This is a genomic window from Streptomyces chumphonensis, assembly GCF_014779715.1.
In the GTDB taxonomy this organism is placed as follows: domain Bacteria; phylum Actinomycetota; class Actinomycetes; order Streptomycetales; family Streptomycetaceae; genus Streptomyces; species Streptomyces chumphonensis.
In genome coordinates, this window is record NZ_JACXYU010000016.1 from 81290 (window position 1) to 105538 (window position 24249).

Here is a 24249-nt window from a genome sequence, read left to right on the forward strand (position 1 = left end):
ACCCACGAGCTGACGAGGGAGTCCGCACCGTGGCCATTTCCGTCTTCGACCTCTTCTCCATCGGCATCGGCCCGTCCTCCTCGCACACGGTCGGCCCGATGCGCGCCGCGCGCATGTTCGCGGCCCGGCTGAAGAACGACGGGGTGCTCGCGCAGACCACCTCCGTCCGCGCCGAACTCTTCGGCTCACTCGGCGCCACCGGGCACGGCCACGGCACGCCCAAGGCCGTCCTGCTGGGCCTGGAGGGCCACTCACCTCGCTCCGTCGACGTCACCCGGGCCGACGCCTGGGTCGACCGCATCCGCCACGAGGGCCGGCTGCGCCTGCTCTCCACCGAGATAGGCGACGCCCACGAGATCGCCTTCGACGCCGACACCGACCTCGTCCTGCACCGCCGCCGCTCGCTGCCCTACCACGCCAACGGCATGACGCTGTTCGCCTACGACACCGACGGCCGCCCGCTGCTGGAGAAGACCTACTACTCGGTCGGCGGCGGCTTCGTCGTCGACGAGGACGCCGTCGGCGAGGACCGCATCAAGCTCGACGACACCGTGCTGCGCCACCCCTTCCGCACCGGCGACGAGCTGCTGCGGCTGACGCGCGAGACCGGCCTGTCGGTCTCGGCGCTGATGCTGGAGAACGAGAAGGCGTGGCGCACCGAGGAGGAGATCCGCGAGGGTCTCCTGGAGATCTGGCGCGTCATGCAGGACTGCGTGGCGCGCGGCAGCAGCCAGGAGGGGATCCTCCCCGGCGGGCTCAAGGTGCGGCGCCGCGCGGCGACGACCGCCCGGCAGCTGCGCGCCGAGGGCAACGCCGAGGCACACGCCATGGAATGGGTGACGCTCTACGCGATGGCGGTCAACGAGGAGAACGCCGCCGGCGGCCGCGTCGTCACCGCCCCCACCAACGGCGCCGCCGGCATCATCCCGGCCGTCCTGCACTACTACGTCAACTTCGTCCCCGGCGCCGACGACGACGGCGTGGTCCGCTTCCTCCTCGCGGCGGGCGCGATCGGCATGCTGTTCAAGGAGAACGCCTCGATCTCCGGCGCCGAGGTCGGCTGCCAGGGCGAGGTCGGTTCGGCCTGCTCCATGGCGGCGGGCGGCCTCGCGGAGGTCCTGGGCGCGTCACCCGAGCAGATGGAGAACGCCGCCGAGATCGGCATCGAGCACAACCTCGGCCTGACCTGCGACCCGGTCGGCGGCCTCGTGCAGATCCCGTGCATCGAGCGCAACGGCATGGCGGCCGTCAAGGCCGTCACCGCCGCGAAGATGTCGCTGCGCGGCGACGGCCGCCACCACGTCTCGCTCGACAAGGCGATCAAGACGATGAAGGACACCGGCGCCGACATGTCCGTCAAGTACAAGGAGACCGCCCGCGGCGGCCTCGCGGTGAACATCATCGAGTGCTGAGGGGAAGGGGCCCTGACCAGCGCGTTCGTATCTTTCAGCGCGGTCAGGGCCTTCCCTGCCGACGCGGCGGACAGCCCCTGAAGCCCCCTGGGACAGACGTGGGAGTCCATGGCGGATCCCTCGCCGATGGGCGCTTGCCCTGGAGGTTCGCGACACCCGCGCAGCGATGGATGTCCCTCCGACCCATCCGCTCAGAGAATCACCCCCGTGCAATAACAAGAATTTTGTTAAACTCGACCCCATGGTTACCTCCCAGGCGCCCGGCGAAGGACCCGTCCGGCCCGTATCGGTCTCCCTCCACGAGGGAACCATCGCTGCCCTCAAGGCGCGTACGGGCAAACGAGGCATGTCCGCCTACGTCGAGACCCTCATCCAGCGCCAACTGGAACGGGACCGACTGCGCGAGCTCATCGAAGACGCGGAAGCCGAACACGGTCCGGTCGACCAGGCGGCGGTCGACGCCAAACGCGCCGTTCTCCGCGGCGACGCCGCGGGCTCGGCGGACGCCGCGTGAGCGGCACGCTCGTCCTGGACTGCGAGGGCCTGTCCCAACTGGTACGACGCACGCCCGCGATCACCGAGTGGCTGGCTGCGGCCGAATCCGAAGACATCCGCGTCGTCACCAGCTCCGTCACCCTCGTCGAAGCACGCGACCCCAGGGTCAACCAGGCCCGCTTCGACTACGCAGTCTCCCGCGTGAACATCATCCCGCCCACCGAAGCCATCGCCCGCCATGCGAGCAAGCTCCTGGCCGCGGCCGGACTACACGGCCACAAGTACGCCCTCGACGCCATCGTGGCCGCCACCGCACTCACCTCGCCAGCCCCAGCGACCGTCCTGACGTCGGATCCCGAAGACCTCCTGGCGCTCTGCGGCCCCGGCATCCGCGTCATCAAGGTCTGACCGCGAGGCCGCGACTCGACCCGCCTCCTGTGCGCATCAGAGCGCTGCACGGAAGGCCTCGGGTGGCAGCCTCGCCACTGCGTCACATCGGCCGCTGCCGGCCCGATCGCGACAGCGCAACACACTGCGAGGAGGCCCAGAATTTGCGTGGCGGGCTTCCGCCCGAGTTCCCGGTCGTCCGCATGACACTCAGTGTGGTGGTCCGACACTCCAGCGGCCCTCACCGATTCAGCCGCATGCAGGTCTCGGTGTCAGCAGGAGGTGCCCGGGGAGGCGGGGGCGTCGGCCTGCGCGGTGGGCGGGGTGGCGCAGCAGCCGCCTCCGTCCGCCTCCGTGACCTCGGGGGCGTCGTAGAGGCCGGCGCCCCCGCACACGCCCGACTCGGGGAGGGTGAGCTCGACGCGCTCGGCGGATTCCCGGTCGCCCGCGAGGGCGGCGGCGATCGAGCGGACCTGCTCGTAGCCGGTGAGCGCGAGGAACGTGGGGGCGCGGCCGTAGGACTTCATCCCGACGAGGTGCACGTCCTGCTCGGGGTGGGACAGCTCGCGCACGCCGTGCGGATAGACGGTGCCGCAGGAGTGGACGTTGGGGTCGATCAGGGGCGCGAGCGCGACGGGCGCCTGGAGCCGGTCGTCCAGGCCGAGGCGGAGCTCGGTGAGGAAGGACAGGTCGGGGCGGAAGCCGGTGAGGACGATGACCTCGTCCACGGGGCCCGTGCGGCGGCCGTCCTCGGCCACGAGCACCAGCCGCTCGCCGTCCCGCTCGACGGCCTCGGTGCGGAAGCCGGTGACGGCCTCGGCGTGCCCGGACTCGACGGCGGCCCTGGCCCGCAGGCCGAGGGCGCCGCGGGCGGGGAGCTGGTCGGCCTCGCCGCCGCCGAAGGTGTCGGTGCCGATGCCGCGGCGCAGCACCCACACGGCGTGGGTGCCCGGCTCGGCGTCCGCGAGGTCGGCCAGTTGGGCGAGGGCCGTGAAGGCGGACGCGCCGGTGCCGACGACGGCGACCCGCTTCCCGGCGTACCGGGCGCGCACGGCCGGGTCGTTCAGGTCGGGCACCCGGTAGGTGAGGCGGGCGGACGCCGCGCGCTCCCCCAGGGCCGGAAGGCCGTTGCCGCCCAGGGGGTTCGGCGTGGTCCACGTGCCGGAGGCGTCGAGGACCGCGCGGGCGGGGATGCGCTCCTCCCGGCCGTCGTGGGTGGTGAGCTGGACGGTGAACGGCTGCTCGGCCCGGTCGGCGTCCACGACGCGGTCCCGCCCGGCCCGGGCGACGCCCGTGACGGTGGCGCCGTAGCGCACGCGGGCACCGAGGACGTCGGCGAGGGGCTGGAGATACCGCTCGGCCCAGTCGGCCCCCGAGGGGTACGCGGCGCCGTCCGGCCGGACCCAGCCGGTCGGCGCCAGCAGCTTCTCGGCCGCCGGGTCCACGACCTCCGACCACGGGGAGAACAGGCGCACGTGACCCCATTCCCGTACCGCCGCACCGGCCTGCGGGCCGGCCTCCAGCACCAGCGGCTCGATGCCGCGCTCCAGCAGGCGCGCGGCCCCGGCCAGGCCGACGGGGCCGGCCCCGATCACGACGACGGGCAGTTCAGAGGGGGTGGACACGGTCACGACGACTCCCATTGTTTCGATGTATGTCGATGTCTTGCACCGTCAGCGTCGCACTTGATTTGACGAACGTCAACATTTACAGATATCGAATCAACGCTGACCCGTGGAACGGGTGGAGAGGCCGCCCGTCACCCCGGGCGGCCTCGTCAGAGGAGCACTTCGGCGATGTCGCGGGCCGCCTCGCGGGCAGGGCGGCCGACACCGATCAGAGTGGCGGAGGCCGGTCCGGTCCAGTCGCCGTAGCCGAGCAGATGCAGGCGCGGCTCGCCGACGGCGCGGGTGCCGTGGGTGGCCAGTCGCCCCCTGGGGCCCCGCAGGCCGAGGGGAGCGAGGTGGGAGAGGGCAGGCCGAAAACCGGTGCACCAGATCACCGCGTCGACCCGGGAGGTCGTGCCGTCAGGCCACCGGACGCCTTCGGGCTCCATGCGCGGGAACATCGGCCGGGCCTTCAGCCGACCGGTGTCCCGCGCCGCACGGACCGGGGGGACGGCGACGATGTCACCCAGGGAGGCGACACCGCCGGTGTCGCTGCGCCCCTCGTCCAGCGCGCGGCGGCGCGCGGTCGCGGCGTCGAAGAGGGCACGGCCGTCGATGTCGTCCGCGAGGAAGTGCGGCGGCCGCTGGGTCACCCACGTCAGGTCCACCGTCGAGGACAGGGCGAGGTCCGCGGCGATCTGTGCGCCGGAGTTGCCTCCCCCGACGACGAGCACGCGCTGCCCGGCGAAGTCGGCCGGGCAACGGTAACCGACGGTGTGCGACTGACGCCCCCGGAAGACGCCACCGCCGGGGACAGCGGGGACGAAGGGGCGCCACCAGGTTCCGGTCGCGGAGACGACAGCGCGGGCCGACCAGTCCCCCTTGTCCGTCTCCACCCGCAGCCGGGAGCCGTCCCGGTGCACCGCTCGTACGCGAACCGGGCGGTGCACCGGGAGGGAGTAGTGGCGTTCGTAGTCCGTCAGGTACGCCACCACGTGCTCGGCATCCGGGTACTCCTCGCCCGGCTGGGCCGGCATCAGGCGTCCGGGCAACGAGGAGAAGGCCGCGGGTGAGAACAGCCGCAGGGAGTCCCAGCCGTGCTGCCACGCCCCGCCCGGGGTGTTCTGCGCGTCGAGAACGACGAAGCCGATCTTCGCGCGGCGGAGATGGTAGCCGGCGGCCAGCCCCGCCTGGCCGCCACCGATCACGACGACATCGGTCGCGGTGGTCACGCGACGACGCCCACGCTGGCGGGCGTCCGATGCGTGGGACCGCGGAGCTCCGACTTCGACCGGGCCTGCATCCACGGCGCGCGACGCCCCAGGGCGTCGCGGACGTCGGCGCCGAGTAAGCCACCGGCGAGGCACCCGGAAGCCCTCCCGCCTCCCATGCCGTGTCCGCGCAGGACACGGGATGGGCCGATGGGATGGATTCGACCCGTGACGCCCCCCTCATCCCGCCGACCGATGCGGAGTGCATCGTGGGGCAGGAGCGACGCGGCCCGGAACCCGGTCGGGTACGCAGTCGCTCGAAACAGATCAGCGCAGACCGACATCGTCACAGGGTGACCGTCTCACACCGGAACGCAGCGGCGCCAACTCGGCCCTCCCCCATGGCGGATGAGGCCCACCGCAACGCGTCCGTCCGCATGCGGCCCGCACATGCCGGGCCCGGGTCGCACCGGCGGCGGGCCGAACAGCCGCCCTACACCGGACGCCCGGGCATCCGGACGACGACCCCCTGATTCGATTATCATCTATCTTGACGCGCATCGAATCAAAGGGGAGGATCCTGAAGGGCGACCGCCGTGGAGACCGTCGGCCGCCCCCCACCCGCCCCTGCTCGAAGACCCGAAGAGAGGGATCTCATGAGTGCTCGTCAGCTCCCCGTCGTCATTGTGGGAGCTGGGCCCGTCGGCCTGGCCGCGGCGGCCCATCTGATCGAACGCGGCATCGAACCCCTGGTGTTCGAGTCCGGGCCGACGGCGGGCGCCGCTGTCCGCCAGTGGGGTCACGTCCGCCTCTTCTCCACCTGGTCCGAAGTCGTCGACCCGATCGCCGAGAAGCTCCTGGCACCCACCGGCTGGTCGGTACCGGATCCGAAGTCCTGTCCCACGGGGTCGGACTGGGCCGAGCAGTACCTCCGGCCTTTGGCGGACGTCCTGGGCGAGAGGGTGCGCTACGGCCGCACCGTCACCGGAGTCTCCCGGCGAGGACGCGACCGGGTGGTCGACGCCGAGCGCACGGAGCAACCCTTCGTGGTCCACGCCCGGGGTGAACGAGGCCCCGGGGAGCAGTTCCTGGCCCGTGCGGTCATCGACGCCTCGGGCACCTGGTCCGCCCCGGGTCCGGCCGGCGGCAGCGGACTGCCCGCCCTGGGCGAGGAGGTCGCGTCCGAGCGGATCACCTACCGCGTGCCCGACCTGGCCCGCCCCGCGGTCCGCGCGCGCTACGCGGGCAAGCGCACGGCTGTCATCGGGTCCGGCGCCTCGGCCTTCACCGCTTTGGCCATGCTCGCCGACCTCGCGCAGAGCCGGGAAGGACGCGGTACCCACGCCGTGTGGGTCCTGCGCCGGGGCATGTCCGACTCCACCTTCGGCGGCGGCGCCGCCGATCAGCTGCCCGCCCGCGGTGCCCTGGGGCTCGCCGCCAAGGCGGCCGTCGAGGGAGGCCACGCGGAACCGGTCACCGGATTTCGCGTCGAGGCGGTCGAGCGCGCCGCCGAGGGACACCTCATCCTCGTCGGCGAGGACGGGCGCCGCGTGGGACCCGTGGACGAGGCCGTGGTCCTCACCGGCTTCCGTCCCGACGTGTCCTTCCTGGAAGAAGTCCGCCTCCGCCTCGACGAACGGTTGCAGGCCCCGGTGGACCTGGCGCCGCTGATCGACCCCAACCAGCACTCCTGCGGCACCGTCTATCCGCACGGGCACCGCGAGCTGTCCCACCCGGAGCAGGGCATCTTCCTCGTCGGGATGAAGTCATACGGCCGGGCACCCACGTTCCTCGCGCTGACCGGTTACGAGCAGGTCCGTTCGATCGCCGCGGCCCTGGCAGGAGACCTCGCCTCGGCCGACCGCGTCGAACTCGCCCTCCCGGAGACCGGCGTGTGCGGCGGCTCCGGCCTGTTCGACGGCGTCACGACCGACCAGGATGGCACCGGGTGCTGCGCCACGCCGGATCTCGGAACCTCCTCCACCGGCAGACCCGAAGCGGCCGTGACGCCCGACGCCGCGCCCTTCGAGGAACCGTCGGGTGGTTGCTGCGGCTCATGACCGCCTCGACCGACGAAGGGGCCGTGAGCGACCAGGAGCGCGCACGGCCCCGCGCCGTGCTTCCCGCGCTCTGCCTGACCCAGGTGGTCAGCTGGGGGACGGTCTACTACGCCTTCCCCGTCCTGAACCCCTCGATCGTCGCCGACACGGGGTGGAGTGCCGGAGTGACGAGCGCCGCGTTCTCCCTGGGGCTCCTGGTCTCGGCACTGGCCGGCATCCTCGTGGGCCGCATCATCGACCGCCACGGACCACGCGCGATCATGACCGGCGGCTCCGTCGTGGGGGCCGTCAGCCTCCTGGTGCTGTCCGGGGCCCCCAACCCGGCGGTCTTCACCTTCGGCTGGCTGCTGGCGGGGCTCGCCATGGCCGCCACCTTCTACCAACCCGCCTTCGTCGCCATCACGCGTTGGTGGGCGCCGGGTCACATCCGTCCGCTGACCGTGCTGACTCTCGCGGGCGGACTGGCCTCCACGATCTTCGCCCCGCTCACCGCGGCGCTGGACGCACACCTGTCCTGGCGGACCACGTACCTCGTGCTGGCCGGGGTCATCGCAGTCGTGACCGTGCCCGTTCACTGCACCGCTCTGCGCGCACCCTGGCCACCCTCGGCACGCCGGCGGGAGAGCCACCCCACGACCGGAGCGACGAACGCGGCGCTCAGTCGTCCCTTCCGCATGCTGGCACTGTCCCTGACCCTGTCGGCTCTGACCACCTCGGCCGTCGTCATCGCCCTGGTTCCGCTCTTCCTCGAACGCGGCTACAGCGCCGCACAGGCGGCCTGGGCCCTGGGCTTGGGCGGCGCCGGCCAGACGGTCGGCCGGACCCTGTACGCCATGCTGGCCCGGCGCTTCGGAGCCGTGGCCAGGACCACCGTGCTGGTCTCCCTCAGCGGCGCCGCGACCCTGGCGTTCTCCGTGATCCAGGGGCCCTATCCCCTGCTGCTCACCGTGGCCGTGATCGCGGGGATGATCCGCGGCAATCTGACGCTGCTCCAAGCCACCGCGGTCACGGACCGCTGGGGCACCGGTGACTACGGGCGGCTCTCCGGCCTGCTGGCCGCCCCCACCACCACGGCCGCCGCCCTGGCTCCTTTCGTCGGCACGGTCCTGGTCGCCCCCCTGGGCGGATACGCCCCGATGTTCGCGCTGCTCGCCGGGTGTTCCTTCCTTGCCGCAGCCGGCTCCCTGGGCACCCGAGCCGACAGCGGATGACGGTGCGGGCGTGCGCGGCGGATGCCTGCGGGGCGGCCTCGGCCCTGGGTGACGGGGGCGCTGAGGCAGCCGCACCAACACGTTCTCTTATCATCAACATTCACTGTTGACAGCTGGCATCGTGCATGGTTTGCTGGGTTCCATGCGATCAAGCGCGACGGGCAGGGCCTCCACCGTTCGGCCACTCCCCCAGAGCGACCAGGCACGTGCGCTCGCCCCCATGCTGCGAGCCATGGCCGACGAGACCCGGCTGACACTCCTGTTGCTGCTTGCGATCGAGTCCCGCACGGTCAAGGAGCTGCACCAGCTGACCGGCTTGAGCAGGACGCTGATCAGCCACCACCTCGCTCCGCTGCGCGAACAGAGACTCGTCACCGTATTTCCGAAGGGCCGCAGCAACGTCTACGCACTGTGCTGCGAGAGCCTGCGAGAGCCGGCACGCCTCCTGGCTGCTCTGACCTCGATACCGTCGGCCCCCGGGGCCCTCACCGTCGGCGGCGAGCCCCCCGCGGCCACCACCGACGGCACCAGGCCGTCGCTGCGGACCGCTGCGCACCCCTAGCGGGACCAGAGCCCGTGGTCGACGGGCACATGGCCCGAACCGTTTCACGAGAAGGGAATGCCACTTATGAGCAACTCCGGCAAGAAGGGCGGCGTGCTGGGCCGCCTCTTCGGATCCGACAAGTCCGACAGCGACTGCTGCAGCGTACAGATCGTCGAAGAGACGGACGAGCCGCAGGAGAAGAACGCCGCGCCGAACGGCGAGGCCGAGGCTCCGTGCTGCGGCACCGAGAGTCAGCGCGACGCCTCCGCCGAGGAAGCTCGACGCTGAGGGGTGAGGGGGCGTGCCTGACCGGGCTCCCCCGCCTCAGCCCCCTCACCCAAGGCGCCTCTTCCCGCTTCGCGGCGGGGGGAGGCGCCGAGGCGGCTACGCGTCCTTACCGTGCGTGCGGTGCACCTTGTGCTGCGCGGCTTGGGCGACCGGGCGCACGACCAGGAGGTCGACGTTGACGTGTCGGGGCCGAGTCACCGCCCACAGCACGGTGTCCGCGACGTCCTCCGCCTTCAGCGGTTGCTCCACCCCTTCGTACACCCCCGCCGCGCGTTCCTGATCCCCCCGGTAGCGGTTCAGGGAGAACTCCTCCGTGTGCACCATCCCGGGAGCGATCTCGATGACACGGAGGTCCTGCCCACACACTTCCAGGCGCAGCGTCTCGGCCAGTGCGTGCTGGGCGTGCTTGGCCGCGCTGTAGCCGCCTCCACCCTCGTAGTTGGTGAAGCTGGCGGTGGAGGTGAGCACCACCACGGTTCCGTCGTTGGTCGCTCTGAGGAGACCGAGCAGCGCCTGCGTCATGTGCAGGGTGCCCAGGACGTTCACCTCGAACATGCGCCGCCAGTCCGCCGGCTCCGCCTGTCCCACCTCTTCCGTACCGAACGCCCCACCGGCGACGTTCACCAGGACGTCACACCGTTCGAGGGAAGCGGCGAACTCGGCGGTCGCCTCCCGGTCGGCGACGTCCAGGGGCCGGGCTTCCGCCGAGCCTCCCGACGCGGTGATGCTCGCGGCCAGCTCGTGAAGACGCGCCGCCCGCCGGGCGGCAAGGACGACCCGGTACCCGGCCGACGCAAGGGCCCGGGCGGTGGCCGCGCCGATTCCGCTACTCGCTCCGGTGACGACAGCAGTGCGCTGCACTTGTTTCCCCTCTCGGCATACGGAGACGTTCGCCCTCGGGTTTTCGGTCGGAATCTTTTCCGAACACGGAACGCATCACCCGCGTAGCGAAGTATCGCCCAGGAACCTGATACGCAATACTGTCACGACGGGCGGATCAGCCGTCAACCTCGGTTCCGAAGAAATACAGGGAACAGGGAAGTGTTCAACCACTTCCACCCGAAATGACTCTGCTCGCTGTCGAGCACGTCAGCCGCCCCGGGAAGGACCGAAATCGAGTGACGCACGCGACGTCATGGTCAGTGGGTCCCCTCCGGCTGGCTACGCGGCCACGTGCGACGTCGCACGCGCCTTCTGTAAACCGCTGGTCTTCGAGAACTCGATGGCTGCCGGTGGAACATGGAGATCCACGACCGAGGCGGGGAGCTGCTGGCGCATGCGCCTCAGGTGCGTTCCGGCGCCTCTATTCCTGCGGGCGCAGGAGGATGGCCAGCACCGCGAGGGCTCCGGGAGCACTGCGGTAGTAGACCCAGGTGCCCCTTCTCTCCGAGGTCAGCAACCCTGCCTCTCGCAGCTTCTTCAGATGGTGACTGACCGTCGGCTGGGAAACACCGACATCGGATATGTCACACACGCACACCTCACCATGAGGGTGAGAGGCAACGCGAGAAAAAAGACGAAGACGAATCGGGTCGGACAATGCCTTGAACATTCGGGCAGCCCTTTCGGCAGCTGCCTCCGATATGGGCTCCGAGGTCAGTGGGGCGCAGCACGACACCACCGCCCCCGAACGAGCCCTCGACGGCTTCTCCCTCGATTCTTCGATCCCCGCGTTCAGCATAAATACATGTTTGCACCAATCATTGACCTTGCCAAGTGGCGGCCGAGTGCACAAGCTGAGCCGCGCGGCACGCGGCTACGACGACCACAGAATGCTCCGCAGGTTCTCCAGCACCTCCGGGTCCTCGATCGTGGCGGGTACCGGCTCCTCGCGCCCGTCGGCGATTCCTCTCATGGCCCTGCGAAGGATCTTTCCGGAACGGGTCTTCGGCAGGCGGTTGACGACATCCACCCGCTTCAGGGACGCGATCGGACCCACGTGCTCGCGTACCCGGGTGACGAGATCGGCGCGCAGCCGCCCGAGGTCTTCCGTGGCGCCCGCCTTCAGCACGACGAGCGCTCGCGGCACCTGGCCCTTCAGTTCGTCCCGCACGCCGATCACCGCGCACTCGGCGACATCCGGGTGGGCCCCGACGGCTGCTTCCATCGCCCCGGTGGAGAGCCGGTGCCCGGCGACGTTGATCACGTCGTCCGTCCGGCCCATGACGTACACGTATCCCTCGTCGTCGACATAGCCGCTGTCGCCGGTGAGGTAATGGCCTGCGCACGGGTGCGGGGCGGCCTCGACGTAGCGGCGCTCCTCTCCCCACACCCCCGTCAGGGTCCCGGGCGGCAGGGGCGGCCGCAGGCAGATCGCCCCCTCCGACCCCGGGGCCGCCGGGTTCCCGTGATCGTCGAGGATCCGTACGTCGAAGCCCGGTACGGCTAGCCCCGGGGAACCGGGCTTGAGCGGGCGGTCTCCGAGGCCCCGGAGACCCGCGCAGATGGGCCAGCCGGTCTCGGTCTGCCACCAGTGGTCCACGACCGGCACCCGGAGCAGGTCACTGGCCCAACGGTGGGTGGCCGGGTCGAGTCGCTCGCCCGCCACGAACAGGTTCCGCAGCGACGTCAGGTCCCGGGACCGGGCGAGCCGACCCGCCGGATCCGCCTGGCGGACGGCCCGCAACGCCGTCGGAGCGGCGAACATGCCGGCCACACCGTGCTCGGCGACGACCCGCCACAGAGCACCGGCGTCCGGAGTGCCGACCGGCTTCCCTTCGTAGATCACCGTGGTGGCGCCCACCAGCAGAGGGGCGTAGACGACGTAGGAGTGTCCGACGACCCAACCGATGTCGGACGCCGCCCACCACACCTGTCCGCCCTCGATGTCGTAGACATGCCGCATCGACCACGCCAGCGCGACCGCGTGGCCTCCGTTGTCCCGCACGACCCCTTTGGGCCCTCCGGTGGTTCCCGAGGTGTAGAGGACGTACAGGGGATCGGTCGCGGGCAACGGCACACAGTCGACCGCCTGGGCGGCGGCCACGGCGGCCTCCCAGTCGAGTTCGCCGGGGCGCACCTCGGCACGGCACTGCGGTCTCTGCAGCACGACGACGCGTGGCCGCAGGCGCAGGGAGCGCAGGGCTTCGTCGAGAACGGGCTGGTACGGCACGATGCGCTGGGGCTCGACGCCACAGGAGCCGTAGACGACGACCTTGGGGCGGGCGTCAGCGATCCGGGTGGCCAGTTCCCGCGCCGCGAAGCCGCCGAACACGACGGAGTGCACCGCACCGATGCGGGCGCACGCCAGCATCGTGATCACCGCCTGCGGGACCATCGGCATGTAGAGGACCACACGGTCCCCCCTCCGCACCCCCAGACCGCGCAGAACCCCCGCGAAGCGTGCGACCTGGTCCCTCAGCTCCGCGTAGGTGTGGCTTCGCTTGACGCCCGTGACGGGGGAGTCGTACAGCAGGGCGACACGATCAGCGCAGCCACTCTCGACGTGACGGTCGACGGCGTTGTAGCACGTGTTGAGCCAACCGTCGGGGAACCAGCGGTGGTAGGGGGCACCTGCGCCGTCCAACACCTGGCGAGGAGGACGGTCCCATGCGAGGGAGCGCGCCGCCTCCGCCCAGAACTCCTCGGGGGCCTCCAGGCTTCGGCGGTACACAGCGGCGTAGTCGTCCACGGGGTCTCCTGTTCTCGGGCACGGGCCGGCCCGCCGCCGGCACATCCCTCGTCAGCACAGAGGTGGAGCGGTCTCCAGCCGGGTGGTGTCCACGTCGCAGGCCGCCAACCACACGTATCCGTGCGGCTCCAGCTCGCAGACGAGTTCGCCCTGCGCGTTCTGCGACGTCCGCATCTCCCCGCACAGGTACCGCAGCCCGGGCTCGGGACGGCGCAAGCCTTCCGGCGGGGTGAAGCGGCTCCTCCGATGGGACACGTTGTGTACGGCCAGGACCCGGCAGCCGCCGTCCCCACCGGCTCGCACGGCCGCCCACAGTCCGTCGCCCAGAGCGATCGCGCGGAACCCGGCGTCAGCGGCGAAGACCGGAGCGACCTCCGGGTGGCGTAGAACATCGCTCGTCGCCGGGTCGGGGACTCCGGAGGCGAACGAACACAACACGTCGAGGAGGCGCTGGGGCACCACCTGGGGCCCTCTCGTGTCCGGGGCGGCGTGGGAAGTGGGAGTTGCCGAGGCCGTCGTCGTCTTCACAGCAGGGGACTTCCTTCCATGGCTGGGCCGGGTTCGCGGCCCAGCAGCTTCAGTACGGTGGGCGCCACGTCCGCCAGGGAGCCGCCCTCGGCCATGGCTCTGCCCGCGATGTGCTCCGCTCCCCCGGTGACAACGACCGGCACGGGGTTGGTCGTGTGTCCTCCGTACGGCAGCGGTGCGCCGTCCGGGCCGCGTTGGAGCATCTGCTCAGCGTTGCCGTGGTCACCCACCGCCAACATCCAGCGCCCCTGCTCCCCGGCGACGGCGGCGATGCGGCGGACCGCGGCGTCGGTGTGCTCGGCGGCCCGCACCGTCGCCCCCAGGTCGCCGGTGTGGCCGACGACATCGATGTTGGCCAGGTTGGCGACCACGAGGGCGACGTCGCTCCGCGTCGCGGCGGAGCACACCGCGTCGACGACTTGCGCGAGGCCCATCTGCGGCCGCCGCCGGTAGTCGGGAGCGGAGTCCGCGACGACCCGCACGTGCTCCTCGGTGGCTCTTGGGCGGGGATCGCGGCCGTTGAGGTAGTACGTGACGTGCTCGAACTTCTCCCTCTCCGCGATGCGCACCGACAGCAGCCGCGCACGCTCCAGTTCGTCGGCAAGCCCTCCGGAGGCACCGGCCCTGCGGGTCAGGGGTTCGACCTCGGCGCGGGTGTCGTACTGGGCGAGGCTGGACAGCCAGGTCTTCCTCCCCGTGCGCTCCAGGTGGTCGGCCAGCCCGTCCACCAGTTGCCGCACGCGATCGCTGCGGAAGTTGAAGAAGAGGACGGCGTCCTGGTCCGCCATCGTCGCGGCGGGTCGGTCTCCGGTCCCCGCAAGGACGCTGGGAGGGACCCACTCGTCGCCTCGCTCGGGATTCTCCGCCGCCTCCCGGAGGCGGTGGCGCAGGAGTCCGCGCCCGTCGGCCATGGCCAGGACCGCGGCTTCGGTCAGGTCGTGCCTGCCCGACTTGTCCATGGCGTAGCCTCTGCCGATCACGGTCGCCAGACGCCCGGTTCCCGCATCCGCCATCAGCCGCTCCACCTGTGCGAGGTAGCGCGCAGCGGTTCCGTCCGCCACGTCCCGCCCGTCGGTGATGGCGTGCACCCAGACCCGCGGCACGCGGTGCGCCGCGGCGGTGGCGAGAAGCACGCCGAGGTGGTTCAGGTCGGAATGGATCTGCCCGTCCGAGCAGAGGCCGACGAGATGGAGAGCTCGGTCCGCCGAGGCCGCGGCGGCACACATCTCGTTCAACCGCGGGTGGCCGCGCATCGCTCCCGAATCGATGTGCTGCCGAACCAGCAGGCTGTCATAGGGCAGTGCCCGGCCGGCACCGATGATCAGGTGGCCCGTTTCGGAGTTGCCGACGGTGTCGGGGAGCAGACCCACGGCCTCCCCGGACGCCTGGAGCAGCCCGGCGGGGCACGTCGCCCGGATGCTGTCCAGAAAGGGTGTGCGGGCCAGAGCGAGGGCGTTCCCCCGGTCTGGCGGGGCGTGCCCCCATCCGTCCAGCACGAGGAGCACTCCCGGTGAGCCGGGTGTACCGAGGCCGGTCATGCCGTACTCGCCTTGCCCGGGTGCAGCTGGTCGAGGACCCGCCAGAAGCCGGGGAACGACTTGGCGACGCAGCCCGGGTCCTTGATGGTGACCCCCTCCGTGCGCAACCCCGCGACGGCGAAACTCATGGCGATGCGGTGGTCGTCGTAGGTCTCGACGCCCGCCCCGCGCGGAACGCCCCCGACGATGTGCATGGCGTCGGCCGACTCGTGAACCGTGATGCCCATCCGGCGCAGTTCGTTGGTGACCGCGGCGATGCGGTCGCACTCCTTGACACGCAGGGAGGCGATGTTGGTGATGCGCGTGTCGCCCTCGGCGAAGGCCGCGACGACGGCCAGGGTGGGAACGACGTCCGGCATGGCCTCCATGTCGATGTCGACGCCGCGCAGCGGGCCCCCCTTCAGGGTGACGGAGTCACCGTTCAGCTGGACGCGGCACCCCATCCGCTCCAGCACCTCGGCCAGGCCGACGTCACCCTGCCGGGAGTCGGCGCCGATGCCCGGAATCGCCACCTCCCCTTCCGTGACGGCGGCGGCGGCCAGCAGGTAGGACATGCCGGAGGCGTCCGGTTCCACGGTCACACGGCCTCCACGCGGCTGCTGCCCGCACGGGACGGTGAAACTCCGGTAGCCCTCACGTTCGATCCGTACTCCCATCTCGGCCAGCGCCGCGATGGTCATGTCGACGTAGGGCTGGGAGATCAGCTCGTCCACGACCTCGATCCGGGTGTCGTTCGCGGCGTGCACGGAGTTGATCAGCAGGCTTGAGGTGAACTGGCTGGAGACGGTGCCACTGATCCGCGTCCGGCCACCGAGGAACGTGCCGCCGGTCACCCGCACGGGTGGAGATCCGTTCCCCCGCACCGCGACGGCCTCCACGCCCAGCATCGGCAGGGCGGACAAGAGGTCGCCCATGGGGCGTTCCTGCATGCGCGCGTTGCCGGTGATGGTGGTCGTGCCCTCGGCGTGGCCCGCCATCGCGATCAGGAACCGGAGCGGCGTGCCGGCTCCCCCCATGTACACGTCTTCCGCCGGCGCGCGCATGGCGTCCCCGGTCGGTTCCACCAGGATGCTCGAGCGCTCCTCGTCGATCGTGGTGCGGACGTGCCCGAAGGCGGCGACGGCGCTGGCGAAGTATCGGGTGTCGTCCGAGAGCAGGGCTCCCTCGATCAGGGTCTCCCGGCCGCTGAGGGCCGCGATGGCCAGGTAGCGGTTCGTGTAGCTCTTGGAGCCCGGAGGTGTGGCCTCCGCACTGATGCCGCCGCAGGGCACGACCGTCACCGCGTCCTGCTGGAGGCGCGGGTCCGACGTTGCGCTCATCGTTTCTCCCAACTCTCTTCGACCTGCCGTGACCGCCCGTACGTCACCGCTCCACCCAGGAGACCGTCCGAGGAACACCTGTCGAGAGCCGAGGAGTCCGGCCTCCGGACCCGCCGGCCCGAGAGGTACGGGCTCCGTGCGTCCCGGATTGCGCCTCACCGTTGTGGCTCTTCCGCGCGGCCACGCTGCACGGAATGGACGTCGTCATCGCCGGAACCCGCCCGGGGTGCACGAGTGGTCGACCGCTTGCCGTCTGAGCCCTTCCCGACCCATCAGCAATCATTAATGGGTTTGCAGACGGTCGAGTAGTCGAGAGTTGGCCATTTGACGGAACCCCGACGGTGGCACCACCCCTGACAACCGAAGGTGACGACCGCGTCGCGACGCCAGGGCCGAGTGCCACGTCACGGACGCTCCCGGACGGGGAACCGGACGCCCCGTCGAGCGTCCCTCGATCGCGATGACAGAACCCGACCCGCCCCGTCGCACCACCTGCGCCGCCTCCTGATCGCTATGCTTTCAGCGGTCCGCCGTACCCCCTGGCGGGCGCCTCGGGCCCCGACCCCGGCAGCGGGCCCAACCGCCGCCTCCCGCCCGCCCGCACCACCTCGTCACGGAACGTGATGTCGGGACGCCCGGGCATCGCTCTCCCCTTTCGGCGGCCGTCGCCTCGTGGCTGAATTGACACCAAGCGCCGCTGTTCCACCACCGCAAACATCCACCTCTGACTAGTATCAACAGCGCACGCTGTTGATAAAGCTGTGACGCCGCTCCCGAGGAGACCCCCATGCCGCCACGACCGAGGAGCCGCGCGCACGCCGCCGCGTCGGCCCGCCACCCACGGGAGCGCGGCCAGGCCCTGAGCCTGGCACCCATCCTCCGGGCCATAGCGGACGAGAACCGCCTTCTGCTGATCATGCTCCTAGGACAGCGAACCCGGACGGTGAAGGAGCTCCAGGAGGCGACGGGCCTGAGTCAACCGCTGGTGAGCCACCACCTGACGGCCCTACGCAAACAGAGCCTGGTCACGGTCACCCAGAGCGGCCGGAGCCACGAGTACTCGCTCTGCTGCGACACGCTCGCCGAGTCGGTGCGCCTCCTGCTCGACCTCACCACCGGGGACTTCGCCGGAGACTCGGCAACGACCACAGAGGAAGCGCGCGATAGCCGATGACGGGACGGCTCGCAATCCCCGGGCCACCCGTTCATCACGTGACGCTGGCCACACATCACCTTGTTGTCACCCACTTCGACAGCTGTCACTCTAGACAGGTGTCTATGTAGGCACGCCGTCCCGTCTCGCCGGGACGCGCCTCTCCGCACGAACTTCCGTACCGGCTGCGCCCTTCCCCTCCCGCGCCTACGGAAGTGCTGCACCTCCCGGTCGGTCGGACGCCAACCCGCAGTCGGCCAACGAACTGGACCCGCGCTTCCGTCGTGTCAGGACAGGCGGAGCCAACGTCAGCGGTCTCGTGCATCGACGATGCCTCCCGCACGCGCGGCTCCGTCTCGTCACCCGGCAGGCACCCGCCGCCCCTCACGGGTGGAGGTGAGCCCGGTGCGGCCTTCGACGGAGAGGAACCACCAGTGCGAGCAAGCACAGCCCCCCACGAGACCGCCGAGCACAGGGGCGGGGCACCGCAACCCATCGCCGTCGTCGGGATGGCCGGCCGGTTTCCCGGTGCGGACGATGTCGACGCGCTGTGGGACATGCTGTGCCGGGGAGAAGAAGCGATACGCGAGGTCCCCGGCGAACGGCACGAGCTGGCGGACCTGTCCGGTCGAACCACGGGGCGGTGGGGCGGATTCCTCGAGCGGGTCGACCTCTTCGACGCGGAGCACTTCGGCATATCCCCGCGTGAGGCCGAACGCATGGACCCGCAGCAACGGCTGCTTCTGGAGGTCACGCAGGAAGCGATCGACGACGCGGGGTTCTCGGCCGACCGGCTCGCCGGTTCGCTCACGGGCACCTTCGTCGGTCAGCTGGGGAACGACTACTGGAACCTGCTACGCCGCAGCGCCACTCCCGCCGACATCCACCAGATGACGGGCTCGGCCTCACGTGCCGTCACCTCCGGTCGCCTGGCGCACTTCTGGGACCTGCGCGGCCCCAGCCTCACCGTGGACACGGCGGCGTCGTCCTCCCTGGTGGCGCTGCACCTCGCGCTGCAGAGCCTGTGGTCCGGTGAGTGCTCGACCGCTATCGCCGGGGGCGTCAACCTGGTTCTCGTCCCCGATGACACGGTGATCTTCTCAGAGGCCGGGATGCTGGCCGCCGACGGGCGCTGCAAGTTCGCTGACTCCTCCGCTGACGGGTTCGTGCGCAGTGACGGCGTGGGTGCGGTGATCCTCAAACCACTGCGGCAGGCGCTGCTCGACGGGGACCGGGTCAGGGCTGTGGTGCTGGGCAGCGCCGCGGGGAACGACGGCCAGTCGAGCGGGTACCTCGTGACGCCCGGGGCGGCCGGTCAGGAGCAGGTGCTGCGCCGGGCCTACCGGCACGCCGGGGTCGCTCCTCACGACATCGACTTCGTGGAGGCGCACGGGACCGGCACGGCCGTGGGCGACCCGGTGGAGCTGGAGGTTCTGGCTTCGGTATTGGGCGCGGACCGGCCGGTCGACCGCCCGTGTCTGGTCGGTTCGGTCAAGTCGAACATCGGGCACACGGAAGCAACGGCCGGAATCGCGGGATTCATCAAGACGGTGTTGTGCCTGGAGTACGGCGAGGTCCCCCCGAGTCTGCACGTGGACGAGCCGAATCCGTCCCTGACCCGGGACGGGGCGCCGGTACGCGTCGCTCGGGAGAGGACACCCCTGCGCCCCGTGGGACGCCCGGCGCACGCCTCGGTGAGCAGCTTCGGCTTCTCCGGAACCAACGCACACGTCGTCCTGCGGGCCGTGGACCCGGAGGAGGTGTCGCCGCGGGACCCGGAGCCGGACGACGGCGTCAAGATGCTCCTGCTCTCCGCGGCCGGCGACGAGCGGCTGCACGACCTGGCCGACTCCTGGACCCGATACTTGGCTCCCGGCGGAAGGGGGCGGCGGCACACCTGGGAGTCCGTGGCCCGCAGCGCGACCGTCCGCCGGAAGCCGGAGCCCTGCCGACTGGCCCTGCCTGCCGCCTCTCACGAGGAAGCTCTGGAGCAGCTGCGGCGTTTCGTGCGCGGCGAGCACGTTCTGGGCGGCTCCTTCACCGAAGACGCGCCACCGAACGCCCCCCGCATCGCCTTCGTGTACCCGGGCCAGGGTAGCCAGTGGAGAGGCATGGGCAGACAACTGCTGTCCACAGAGACGGTGTTCGCGGAGGCGATTGCCGAGTGCGACGCGGCGATCCGCGACGAGGCGGGCTGGTCGCTGACGGAACTCCTGACGACCGGGGCCGACGAGCGGTTCACCGAGCCGGCCGTCGTCCAACCCGCGCTGTGGGCGATGGAAGTCGGCCTGACGGCACTGTGGCGCCACTGGGGTGTGGAGCCGGACGTGGTGATCGGGCACAGCATGGGCGAAGCCGCGGCGGCCTGTGCGGCGGGGGCCCTGAGCCTCGCCGACTCCGCCGCCGTCATCTGCCGCCGCAGCGAACTCGCCGGGCGCATGAGCGGACAGGGCAGCATGGCCTGGGTGCGCCTGGGCGCCGACGACGCCGCCAAGGCCCTGGCGGGTCACGAGGAGCGGGTATGGATCGCGGCCCGCAACAGCCCGGCCTCCACGCTGCTCTCCGGTGAACGGGAGGCGCTGGCCGAGGTCCTGCGGACTCTCGACCGGGACGAGGTGCCCAACCGGTGGGTGAACGTCGACTTCGCCTCCCACTGTCCGCAGATGGACACGGTGCGCGACGAACTGACCGGCGCCCTGCGGTCGATCAGGCCACGGGCGGCTTCCGTGCCGGTCCGCTCCACCACGCTGGGCGAGGTCGTGGACGGTTCCGCTATGGACGCCGGCTACTGGGCCCGCAACATCCGCGAGCCCGTCGACTTCCTCGGCGCCGTGACCGGTCAACTCGCCGACACCGACACGCTCTTCGTCGAGATCAGTCCCCACCCCGTACTCGTGCACAGCGTTCGTGAGACCGCCGCCGCTCTGAGCCGGGAGGTCACGGTCGTCCCCTCGCTACGCCGGGAGGAGGACGAAGTGCGCTCCCTGCTCGTTTCACTCGCCGAGATGAGCACACACGGACTGTCCGTGCCATGGCCACGGCTGTACGGGCCCCGTCGGTTCGTCCCCGTTCCCTCCACGCCCTGGCGGCGTTCCTCGCACTGGCTCCCCGGGTCGCAGGCAGCACGTCCGACCCCTCGACCGGACCCATGGCGCACCACCGGTCCGGGCAAGGACACGGGATCGGGTACGTGGCTCGTCCTCACCGACAGCGGTCCACACGGTCGCGCCCTGGTCAAGGAACTGCGCGACCGAGGTCGGCGGGTGGTCGTGGCCACCGTCGCGACGACGCTCAAGCAGACCGACACCGACCGGTACCGGCTGCATCCCGATCGGCCCGACCACATCCGCACTCTGCTCACCGAGGTCGCGCGGCGGGGGCCGTGTTCGGGCATCGTCCACCTGTGGGGCATGGACGCGGTCCTGCCGCACGACGCCACGGCCAGAGAGCACGAGCGCGCCCAGGCACTCGGCCTGCGCAGCGTGGCTCACCTCCTGAACGCGATGCATCACGTGCCGTTTCCCGTGCCACCGCGCATCTGGCTGGTCGACCGCGAGAGCGAGCCCGTCGACATCGGAGAACTCCTCGGCGAGGGGAGCGTCGTCGACGCCGGGTCCCCGTCGCGGAAGGAAGACGTACAGGTGACCCCGCGCTCCGTGTCCGGGCCGTCCGTCTCCGCGGCGCGGGGCTCCGGTTCCGCCGACCGAGCGGCGACGGAGAGCGCGCTGGAGGACCAGGTCATCGAAGAGGCCGGTGAGGTCCTGGGTCTGCGCGGACGGCGGTTGAGTACCGAACAACCGCTGAAGCGAATGGGGCTGGACTCCCTGATGTCGGTCGAACTGCGCCGACGGATCGAGGACCGACAGGGGGTCCGCCTCTCGTTGCCCGGGCCGCTGGGTGACCACAGCATCACCGAGGTCGTCGCGGAACTCCGCGCCGCTCGCTCACCCCGCGCTGCGACCTCTTGACCGCCGTCTGCAAGGAGGACTCACCCTCATGAAGACCCCAGGGATCTACCTGACCGGCATCGGCGTCCATCTCCCCCCCAGCGTGGACGCCCGCGATGCCGTCGCCCGCGGTGAGTACGACGCCGCCGACCACGAGTGGTACGGCTGGACGGGCGCCGCTGTGGCCGGCGACACGCCCGCTCCCGACATGGCCGTGTCCGCCGCTCGGGAGGCGTTCTCCCGCGCGGGGCAGCCCGTCTCGGACCTCGACCTGCACGTGCACGCGGGCTTCTTCGAGCAGGGTCCGGAGGGATGGTCCGCGCAGCACTACGTCCTGCGTCATCTCACGGACCGGGACGTGCCGGCCTTCTCCGTCTGGCAGGCGTGCAACGGTCTGGTGGGTTCCTTCGACCTGGCCGCCTCGTACCTGCTGGCGTCGCCCCAACGGACCGCGGCCCTGCTGACGGGCGCGGACAACGTCGGAACGCCGAACTACAACCGGTGGGACTTCGGCATCCAGAACGGCGTGCTCGGGGACGCGGCCAGCAGCGTGATCCTCTCCAAGCGGGAGGGGTTCGCGCGGCTGTTGTCCGTCACCGCGGCCTCGACGTCCGAAGTCGAGGAGCAGTACCGCGGCGAGGAGCCGATCTTCCCCCCCTCGTTGACCGTCGGGCGGCGCATGAACATGAAGGAGCGCTTCGCCAGTCGTCGAGGAGTGGAGGAAACCGTCGCGGAGGTGGTGCGGAGACAGGGTGAGTTGCGCACCCACATCGCTCTGCAGGCACTGGCGGAAGCGGACATCGACGTCAGTGAGGTCACGCGTGTCACACATGTGTTCACCGGCCAGGAGAGCTATCTGAAGGTGATTCTCGACCCCATCGGCATCGATGTCGAACGCGGCCTGCTCGAGTTCGGTCGCCCTCTGGGGCATCTGACCGTCAACGACCAGGTCGTCGGTCTGAACCACCTGGTCGCCACCGGACAGGTCGGTCCGGGAGACCACGTCCTGCTGATCGCGCACGGTGGCGGTGTCTCCCTCAGCTGCGCCGTGGTCCGCATCGAGTACCGGCCCGCGTGGGCCCGGTGACCCGGGTCCCTTCATTCGTGGCGGGCGCCTGCCCGCACCCGCCGTCCAAGGAGGCTTTACGTTGATCACAGCTCAGGAGTTCGTGGACGCGCTCGAACAGCGCGGATTCACCGCGTCCAGCGGAGTGCCCTGCTCACACTTCGGGGGACCGATCGCGCTGCTCGGCGAGCACGGCAAGGAGTACGTGCCGGCCGCGAACGAAGGCGGGGCCCTGGCCGTCGCAGCCGGATTCTCCCTGGCGGGACGCGCTTCCTACATCATGCTGCAGAACTCGGGCCTGGGGAATCTCATCAATCCGCTGACCTCCCTGGTCATGACGTACCGGCTTCCCGTACTGACCTTCGTGAGCATGCGTGGCTGGCCCGATCCGGCCGACGACGAGCCTCAGCACGAGGTGATGGGGCCGCTGTGCCACCCCTTGCTCGACACCTTGGGTCTGCCCCACTGGACGCTGCGCGCGGACGAAGACGTGGAGCGGTACCACGCGGTGCTGGACGCCGCCGTGGACGAATCCAAGGCCGGACGTGCCCCGTTCGTGCTCGTGGAGCGGGGTGCGGTGGGGAAGGCGACGGGCTGCGGGACGGCAGCCGATGACGTCGACCGCATGACGTCGGTGGAAGCCATCCGGATCGTCCGGGAACGGGCCAAGGAGGCCGCCGTCATCTCCACCACGGGCTACACGTCCCGGGAGGTCTTCGCCGAAGCGGACGGTCCGAACACCTTCTACATGCAGGGTTCGATGGGGCACGCATCCGCTCTCGCGCTGGGCGTCGCCCTGGCCAAGCCCGCACGTCCCGTGGTGGTGCTGGACGGGGACGGAGCGGCGTTGATGCATCTGGGCACCCTGTCCGTCATCGGGGACCAGTCGCCCACCAACCTCGTCCACGTCGTGCTGGACAACGGCATCCACGAGTCGACCGGCGGGCAGCGAACGACGTCCGGCACCACCTCCTTCCCCGCCGTGGCCAAGGCCATGGGCTACCGGCACGTGCGGCAGTGCACGACGCCCGGTGAGCTCGACTCCTTCCTCCACACCGCGCTGGAGTCCGAGGGGCCCCACCTGTGCGCGGTCCCCACCCGGCCGCGCTCGGGCGCCGTCCCCCCGCGCGCCACCAGTGCGCTGTCGGCGGAGGAGATCAAGAAGCGCTTCATCCGGACTGTCACCGAGCAGGACGCCTGATCCTTCCGCACACGACGCCCTGGAGGCGTGGACCATGGCAACGATCTTGATGCTCCACGGAAGCCCGTCATCCCGCTCGCGCACCGCGGCCATGCTCCGGCACGTGGGGAGGTGGCTCAGCGACGCCGACCTGTCCGTACGGAGCGTGGCAGTGCGCGACCTGCCCTCAGCGGCACTCCTCAACGCCGACAGCGCGGACCTCGCGATCCGCGACGTGGTCGGGGCGGTCGAGGAGGCCGACGGCATCATCGTGGCGACTCCCGTCTACAAGGCCGCATACAGCGGTCTGTTGAAGGTGTTGCTTGACCTTCTCCCGCAGTCGGTCCTCGCGGGGAAGCCGGTGCTCCCCCTGGCCACGGGAGGAAGCACCGCGCACGTGCTGTCCATCGACTACGCCCTGCGCCCCGTCCTGACGGCGCTGGGTGCGGACCACGTACTCCGCGGCTACTTCGTGCTCGATCGCCTCCTCACCCGGCAGGACGACGGAGAGGTCCTCATCGACTCCGAGGTGGCCGCTCAGCTCACCGCTCGCGTGACCCAGTTCGCCGCACTCGTCCCCCGTGAGTCCACCCGCACGAAGACCTCGGCCCTCAGCCCCCTGGCGTGACCCCCGGGTACGGCAGGCGTCCGCAGTGCCGGACTCGGCACTTC

The 24249-nt window shown here is 70.8% G+C and carries 20 protein-coding genes; 12 read left to right on the forward strand and 8 right to left on the reverse strand.

Annotated elements, in window-relative coordinates:
• Nucleotides 1–29: 29 nt before the first annotated feature.
• The 3 genes from IF129_RS22990 (at nt 30) to IF129_RS23000 (ending at nt 2315) form a co-directional block, all read left to right on the forward strand.
• The gene (locus IF129_RS22990) at nt 30–1412 is read left to right on the forward strand and encodes an L-serine ammonia-lyase (RefSeq protein ID WP_191211710.1); all 1383 of its coding nucleotides are present in this window, start codon (nt 30–32) and stop codon (nt 1410–1412) included.
• Nucleotides 1413–1653: 241 nt separating this feature from the next.
• On the forward strand, nt 1654–1926 hold the full coding sequence (locus tag IF129_RS22995) for a hypothetical protein (RefSeq protein ID WP_191211711.1): 273 nt from the start codon (nt 1654–1656) through the stop codon (nt 1924–1926).
• Nucleotides 1923–2315 carry a type II toxin-antitoxin system VapC family toxin gene (locus IF129_RS23000; protein ID WP_191211712.1) on the forward strand — a complete coding sequence of 131 codons (393 nt, stop codon included), beginning with the start codon at nt 1923–1925 and terminating at the stop codon, nt 2313–2315. Before IF129_RS22995 ends, IF129_RS23000 begins: the two co-directional genes overlap by 4 nt.
• Before the next feature lie 251 nt (nt 2316–2566).
• Here IF129_RS23000 and IF129_RS23005 read toward each other — a convergent pair whose 3' ends face one another.
• Together IF129_RS23005 and IF129_RS23010 are read right to left on the reverse strand one after the other, a co-directional pair.
• A complete protein-coding gene (locus IF129_RS23005; protein ID WP_381480458.1) occupies nt 2567–3925 on the reverse strand; it encodes an NAD(P)-binding domain-containing protein in 1359 nt (452 codons plus the stop codon).
• 146 nt (nt 3926–4071) lie between these two features.
• Nucleotides 4072–5133: an ArsO family NAD(P)H-dependent flavin-containing monooxygenase gene (locus tag IF129_RS23010; protein ID WP_191211714.1), complete on the reverse strand. Its 1062-nt coding sequence runs from the start codon at nt 5131–5133 to the stop codon at nt 4072–4074.
• A 635-nt stretch (nt 5134–5768) separates the two neighbouring features.
• Here IF129_RS23010 and IF129_RS23015 point away from each other — a divergent pair.
• From IF129_RS23015 to IF129_RS23030, 4 genes are all read left to right on the forward strand, one after another.
• Nucleotides 5769–7172, forward strand: a complete 1404-nt coding sequence (locus IF129_RS23015) for an NAD(P)-binding domain-containing protein (protein WP_191211715.1) — start codon at nt 5769–5771, stop codon at nt 7170–7172.
• Nucleotides 7169–8383 carry an MFS transporter gene (locus tag IF129_RS23020; protein ID WP_191211716.1) on the forward strand — a complete coding sequence of 405 codons (1215 nt, stop codon included), beginning with the start codon at nt 7169–7171 and terminating at the stop codon, nt 8381–8383. Before IF129_RS23015 ends, IF129_RS23020 begins: the two co-directional genes overlap by 4 nt.
• A gap of 220 nt (nt 8384–8603) precedes the next feature.
• Complete coding sequence (locus tag IF129_RS23025) at nt 8604–8945, forward strand: ArsR/SmtB family transcription factor (protein ID WP_224755438.1); 342 nt, start codon at nt 8604–8606, stop codon at nt 8943–8945.
• Nucleotides 8946–9011: 66 nt separating this feature from the next.
• A complete protein-coding gene (locus tag IF129_RS23030; protein WP_191211718.1) occupies nt 9012–9215 on the forward strand; it encodes a hypothetical protein in 204 nt (67 codons plus the stop codon).
• A gap of 96 nt (nt 9216–9311) precedes the next feature.
• Here the strand turns inward: IF129_RS23030 and IF129_RS23035 are convergent, their stop codons facing one another.
• The 6 genes from IF129_RS23035 to aroA form a co-directional block, all read right to left on the reverse strand.
• Nucleotides 9312–10076: an SDR family NAD(P)-dependent oxidoreductase gene (locus IF129_RS23035; protein ID WP_191211719.1), complete on the reverse strand. Its 765-nt coding sequence runs from the start codon at nt 10074–10076 to the stop codon at nt 9312–9314.
• 442 nt (nt 10077–10518) lie between these two features.
• Nucleotides 10519–10896 (reverse strand): ArsR/SmtB family transcription factor, encoded by a 378-nt coding sequence (locus tag IF129_RS23040; protein WP_191211720.1) that lies wholly within the window; start codon nt 10894–10896, stop codon nt 10519–10521.
• A 75-nt stretch (nt 10897–10971) separates the two neighbouring features.
• Complete coding sequence (locus IF129_RS23045; RefSeq protein ID WP_318153898.1) at nt 10972–12846, reverse strand: AMP-binding protein; 1875 nt, start codon at nt 12844–12846, stop codon at nt 10972–10974.
• A 51-nt stretch (nt 12847–12897) separates the two neighbouring features.
• Nucleotides 12898–13305 (reverse strand): hypothetical protein, encoded by a 408-nt coding sequence (locus IF129_RS23050; RefSeq protein WP_191211722.1) that lies wholly within the window; start codon nt 13303–13305, stop codon nt 12898–12900.
• Between the two features lie 65 nt (nt 13306–13370).
• Nucleotides 13371–14912 carry a 2,3-bisphosphoglycerate-independent phosphoglycerate mutase gene (gpmI, locus tag IF129_RS23055; protein ID WP_191211723.1) on the reverse strand — a complete coding sequence of 514 codons (1542 nt, stop codon included), beginning with the start codon at nt 14910–14912 and terminating at the stop codon, nt 13371–13373.
• Entirely contained in the window at nt 14909–16231 is a 1323-nt protein-coding gene (gene aroA / locus IF129_RS23060) for a 3-phosphoshikimate 1-carboxyvinyltransferase (RefSeq protein ID WP_191211724.1), read from the reverse strand. Before aroA ends, gpmI begins: the two co-directional genes overlap by 4 nt.
• A gap of 787 nt (nt 16232–17018) precedes the next feature.
• On the opposite strand from aroA, the gene IF129_RS23065 reads away from it, so the two are divergent.
• From IF129_RS23065 to ssuE, 5 genes are all read left to right on the forward strand, one after another.
• Entirely contained in the window at nt 17019–17405 is a 387-nt protein-coding gene (locus IF129_RS23065) for an ArsR/SmtB family transcription factor (protein ID WP_191211725.1), read from the forward strand.
• 413 nt (nt 17406–17818) lie between these two features.
• Nucleotides 17819–21352 (forward strand): type I polyketide synthase, encoded by a 3534-nt coding sequence (locus IF129_RS23070; protein WP_191211726.1) that lies wholly within the window; start codon nt 17819–17821, stop codon nt 21350–21352.
• A gap of 28 nt (nt 21353–21380) precedes the next feature.
• Nucleotides 21381–22418, forward strand: coding sequence for a ketoacyl-ACP synthase III family protein (locus tag IF129_RS23075; protein ID WP_191211727.1), 1038 nt, complete (start codon nt 21381–21383; stop codon nt 22416–22418).
• Nucleotides 22419–22479: 61 nt separating this feature from the next.
• On the forward strand, nt 22480–23598 hold the full coding sequence (gene aepY / locus IF129_RS23080; RefSeq protein WP_191211728.1) for a phosphonopyruvate decarboxylase: 1119 nt from the start codon (nt 22480–22482) through the stop codon (nt 23596–23598).
• A 34-nt stretch (nt 23599–23632) separates the two neighbouring features.
• A complete protein-coding gene (gene ssuE, locus IF129_RS23085; RefSeq protein WP_191211729.1) occupies nt 23633–24205 on the forward strand; it encodes an NADPH-dependent FMN reductase in 573 nt (190 codons plus the stop codon).
• The last annotated feature ends 44 nt before the right edge of the window (nt 24206–24249 follow it).

Bases quoted from the DNA above. Each gene is read 5' to 3' on its own strand.
- gpmI (WP_191211723.1), bottom strand. From the start codon at position 14,912: ATGACCGGCCTCGGTACACCCGGCTCACCGGGAGTGCTCCTCGTGCTG.
- IF129_RS23040 (WP_191211720.1), bottom strand. From the start codon at position 10,896: ATGCTGAACGCGGGGATCGAAGAATCGAGGGAGAAGCCGTCGAGGGCT.
- IF129_RS23025 (WP_224755438.1), top strand. From the start codon at position 8,604: ATGCTGCGAGCCATGGCCGACGAGACCCGGCTGACACTCCTGTTGCTG.
- IF129_RS23030 (WP_191211718.1), top strand. From the start codon at position 9,012: ATGAGCAACTCCGGCAAGAAGGGCGGCGTGCTGGGCCGCCTCTTCGGA.
- IF129_RS23015 (WP_191211715.1), top strand. From the start codon at position 5,769: ATGAGTGCTCGTCAGCTCCCCGTCGTCATTGTGGGAGCTGGGCCCGTC.
- ssuE (WP_191211729.1), top strand. From the start codon at position 23,633: ATGGCAACGATCTTGATGCTCCACGGAAGCCCGTCATCCCGCTCGCGC.
- IF129_RS23065 (WP_191211725.1), top strand. From the start codon at position 17,019: ATGCCGCCACGACCGAGGAGCCGCGCGCACGCCGCCGCGTCGGCCCGC.
- aroA (WP_191211724.1), bottom strand. From the start codon at position 16,231: ATGAGCGCAACGTCGGACCCGCGCCTCCAGCAGGACGCGGTGACGGTC.
- IF129_RS23075 (WP_191211727.1), top strand. From the start codon at position 21,381: ATGAAGACCCCAGGGATCTACCTGACCGGCATCGGCGTCCATCTCCCC.
- IF129_RS22995 (WP_191211711.1), top strand. From the start codon at position 1,654: ATGGTTACCTCCCAGGCGCCCGGCGAAGGACCCGTCCGGCCCGTATCG.
- IF129_RS23020 (WP_191211716.1), top strand. From the start codon at position 7,169: ATGACCGCCTCGACCGACGAAGGGGCCGTGAGCGACCAGGAGCGCGCA.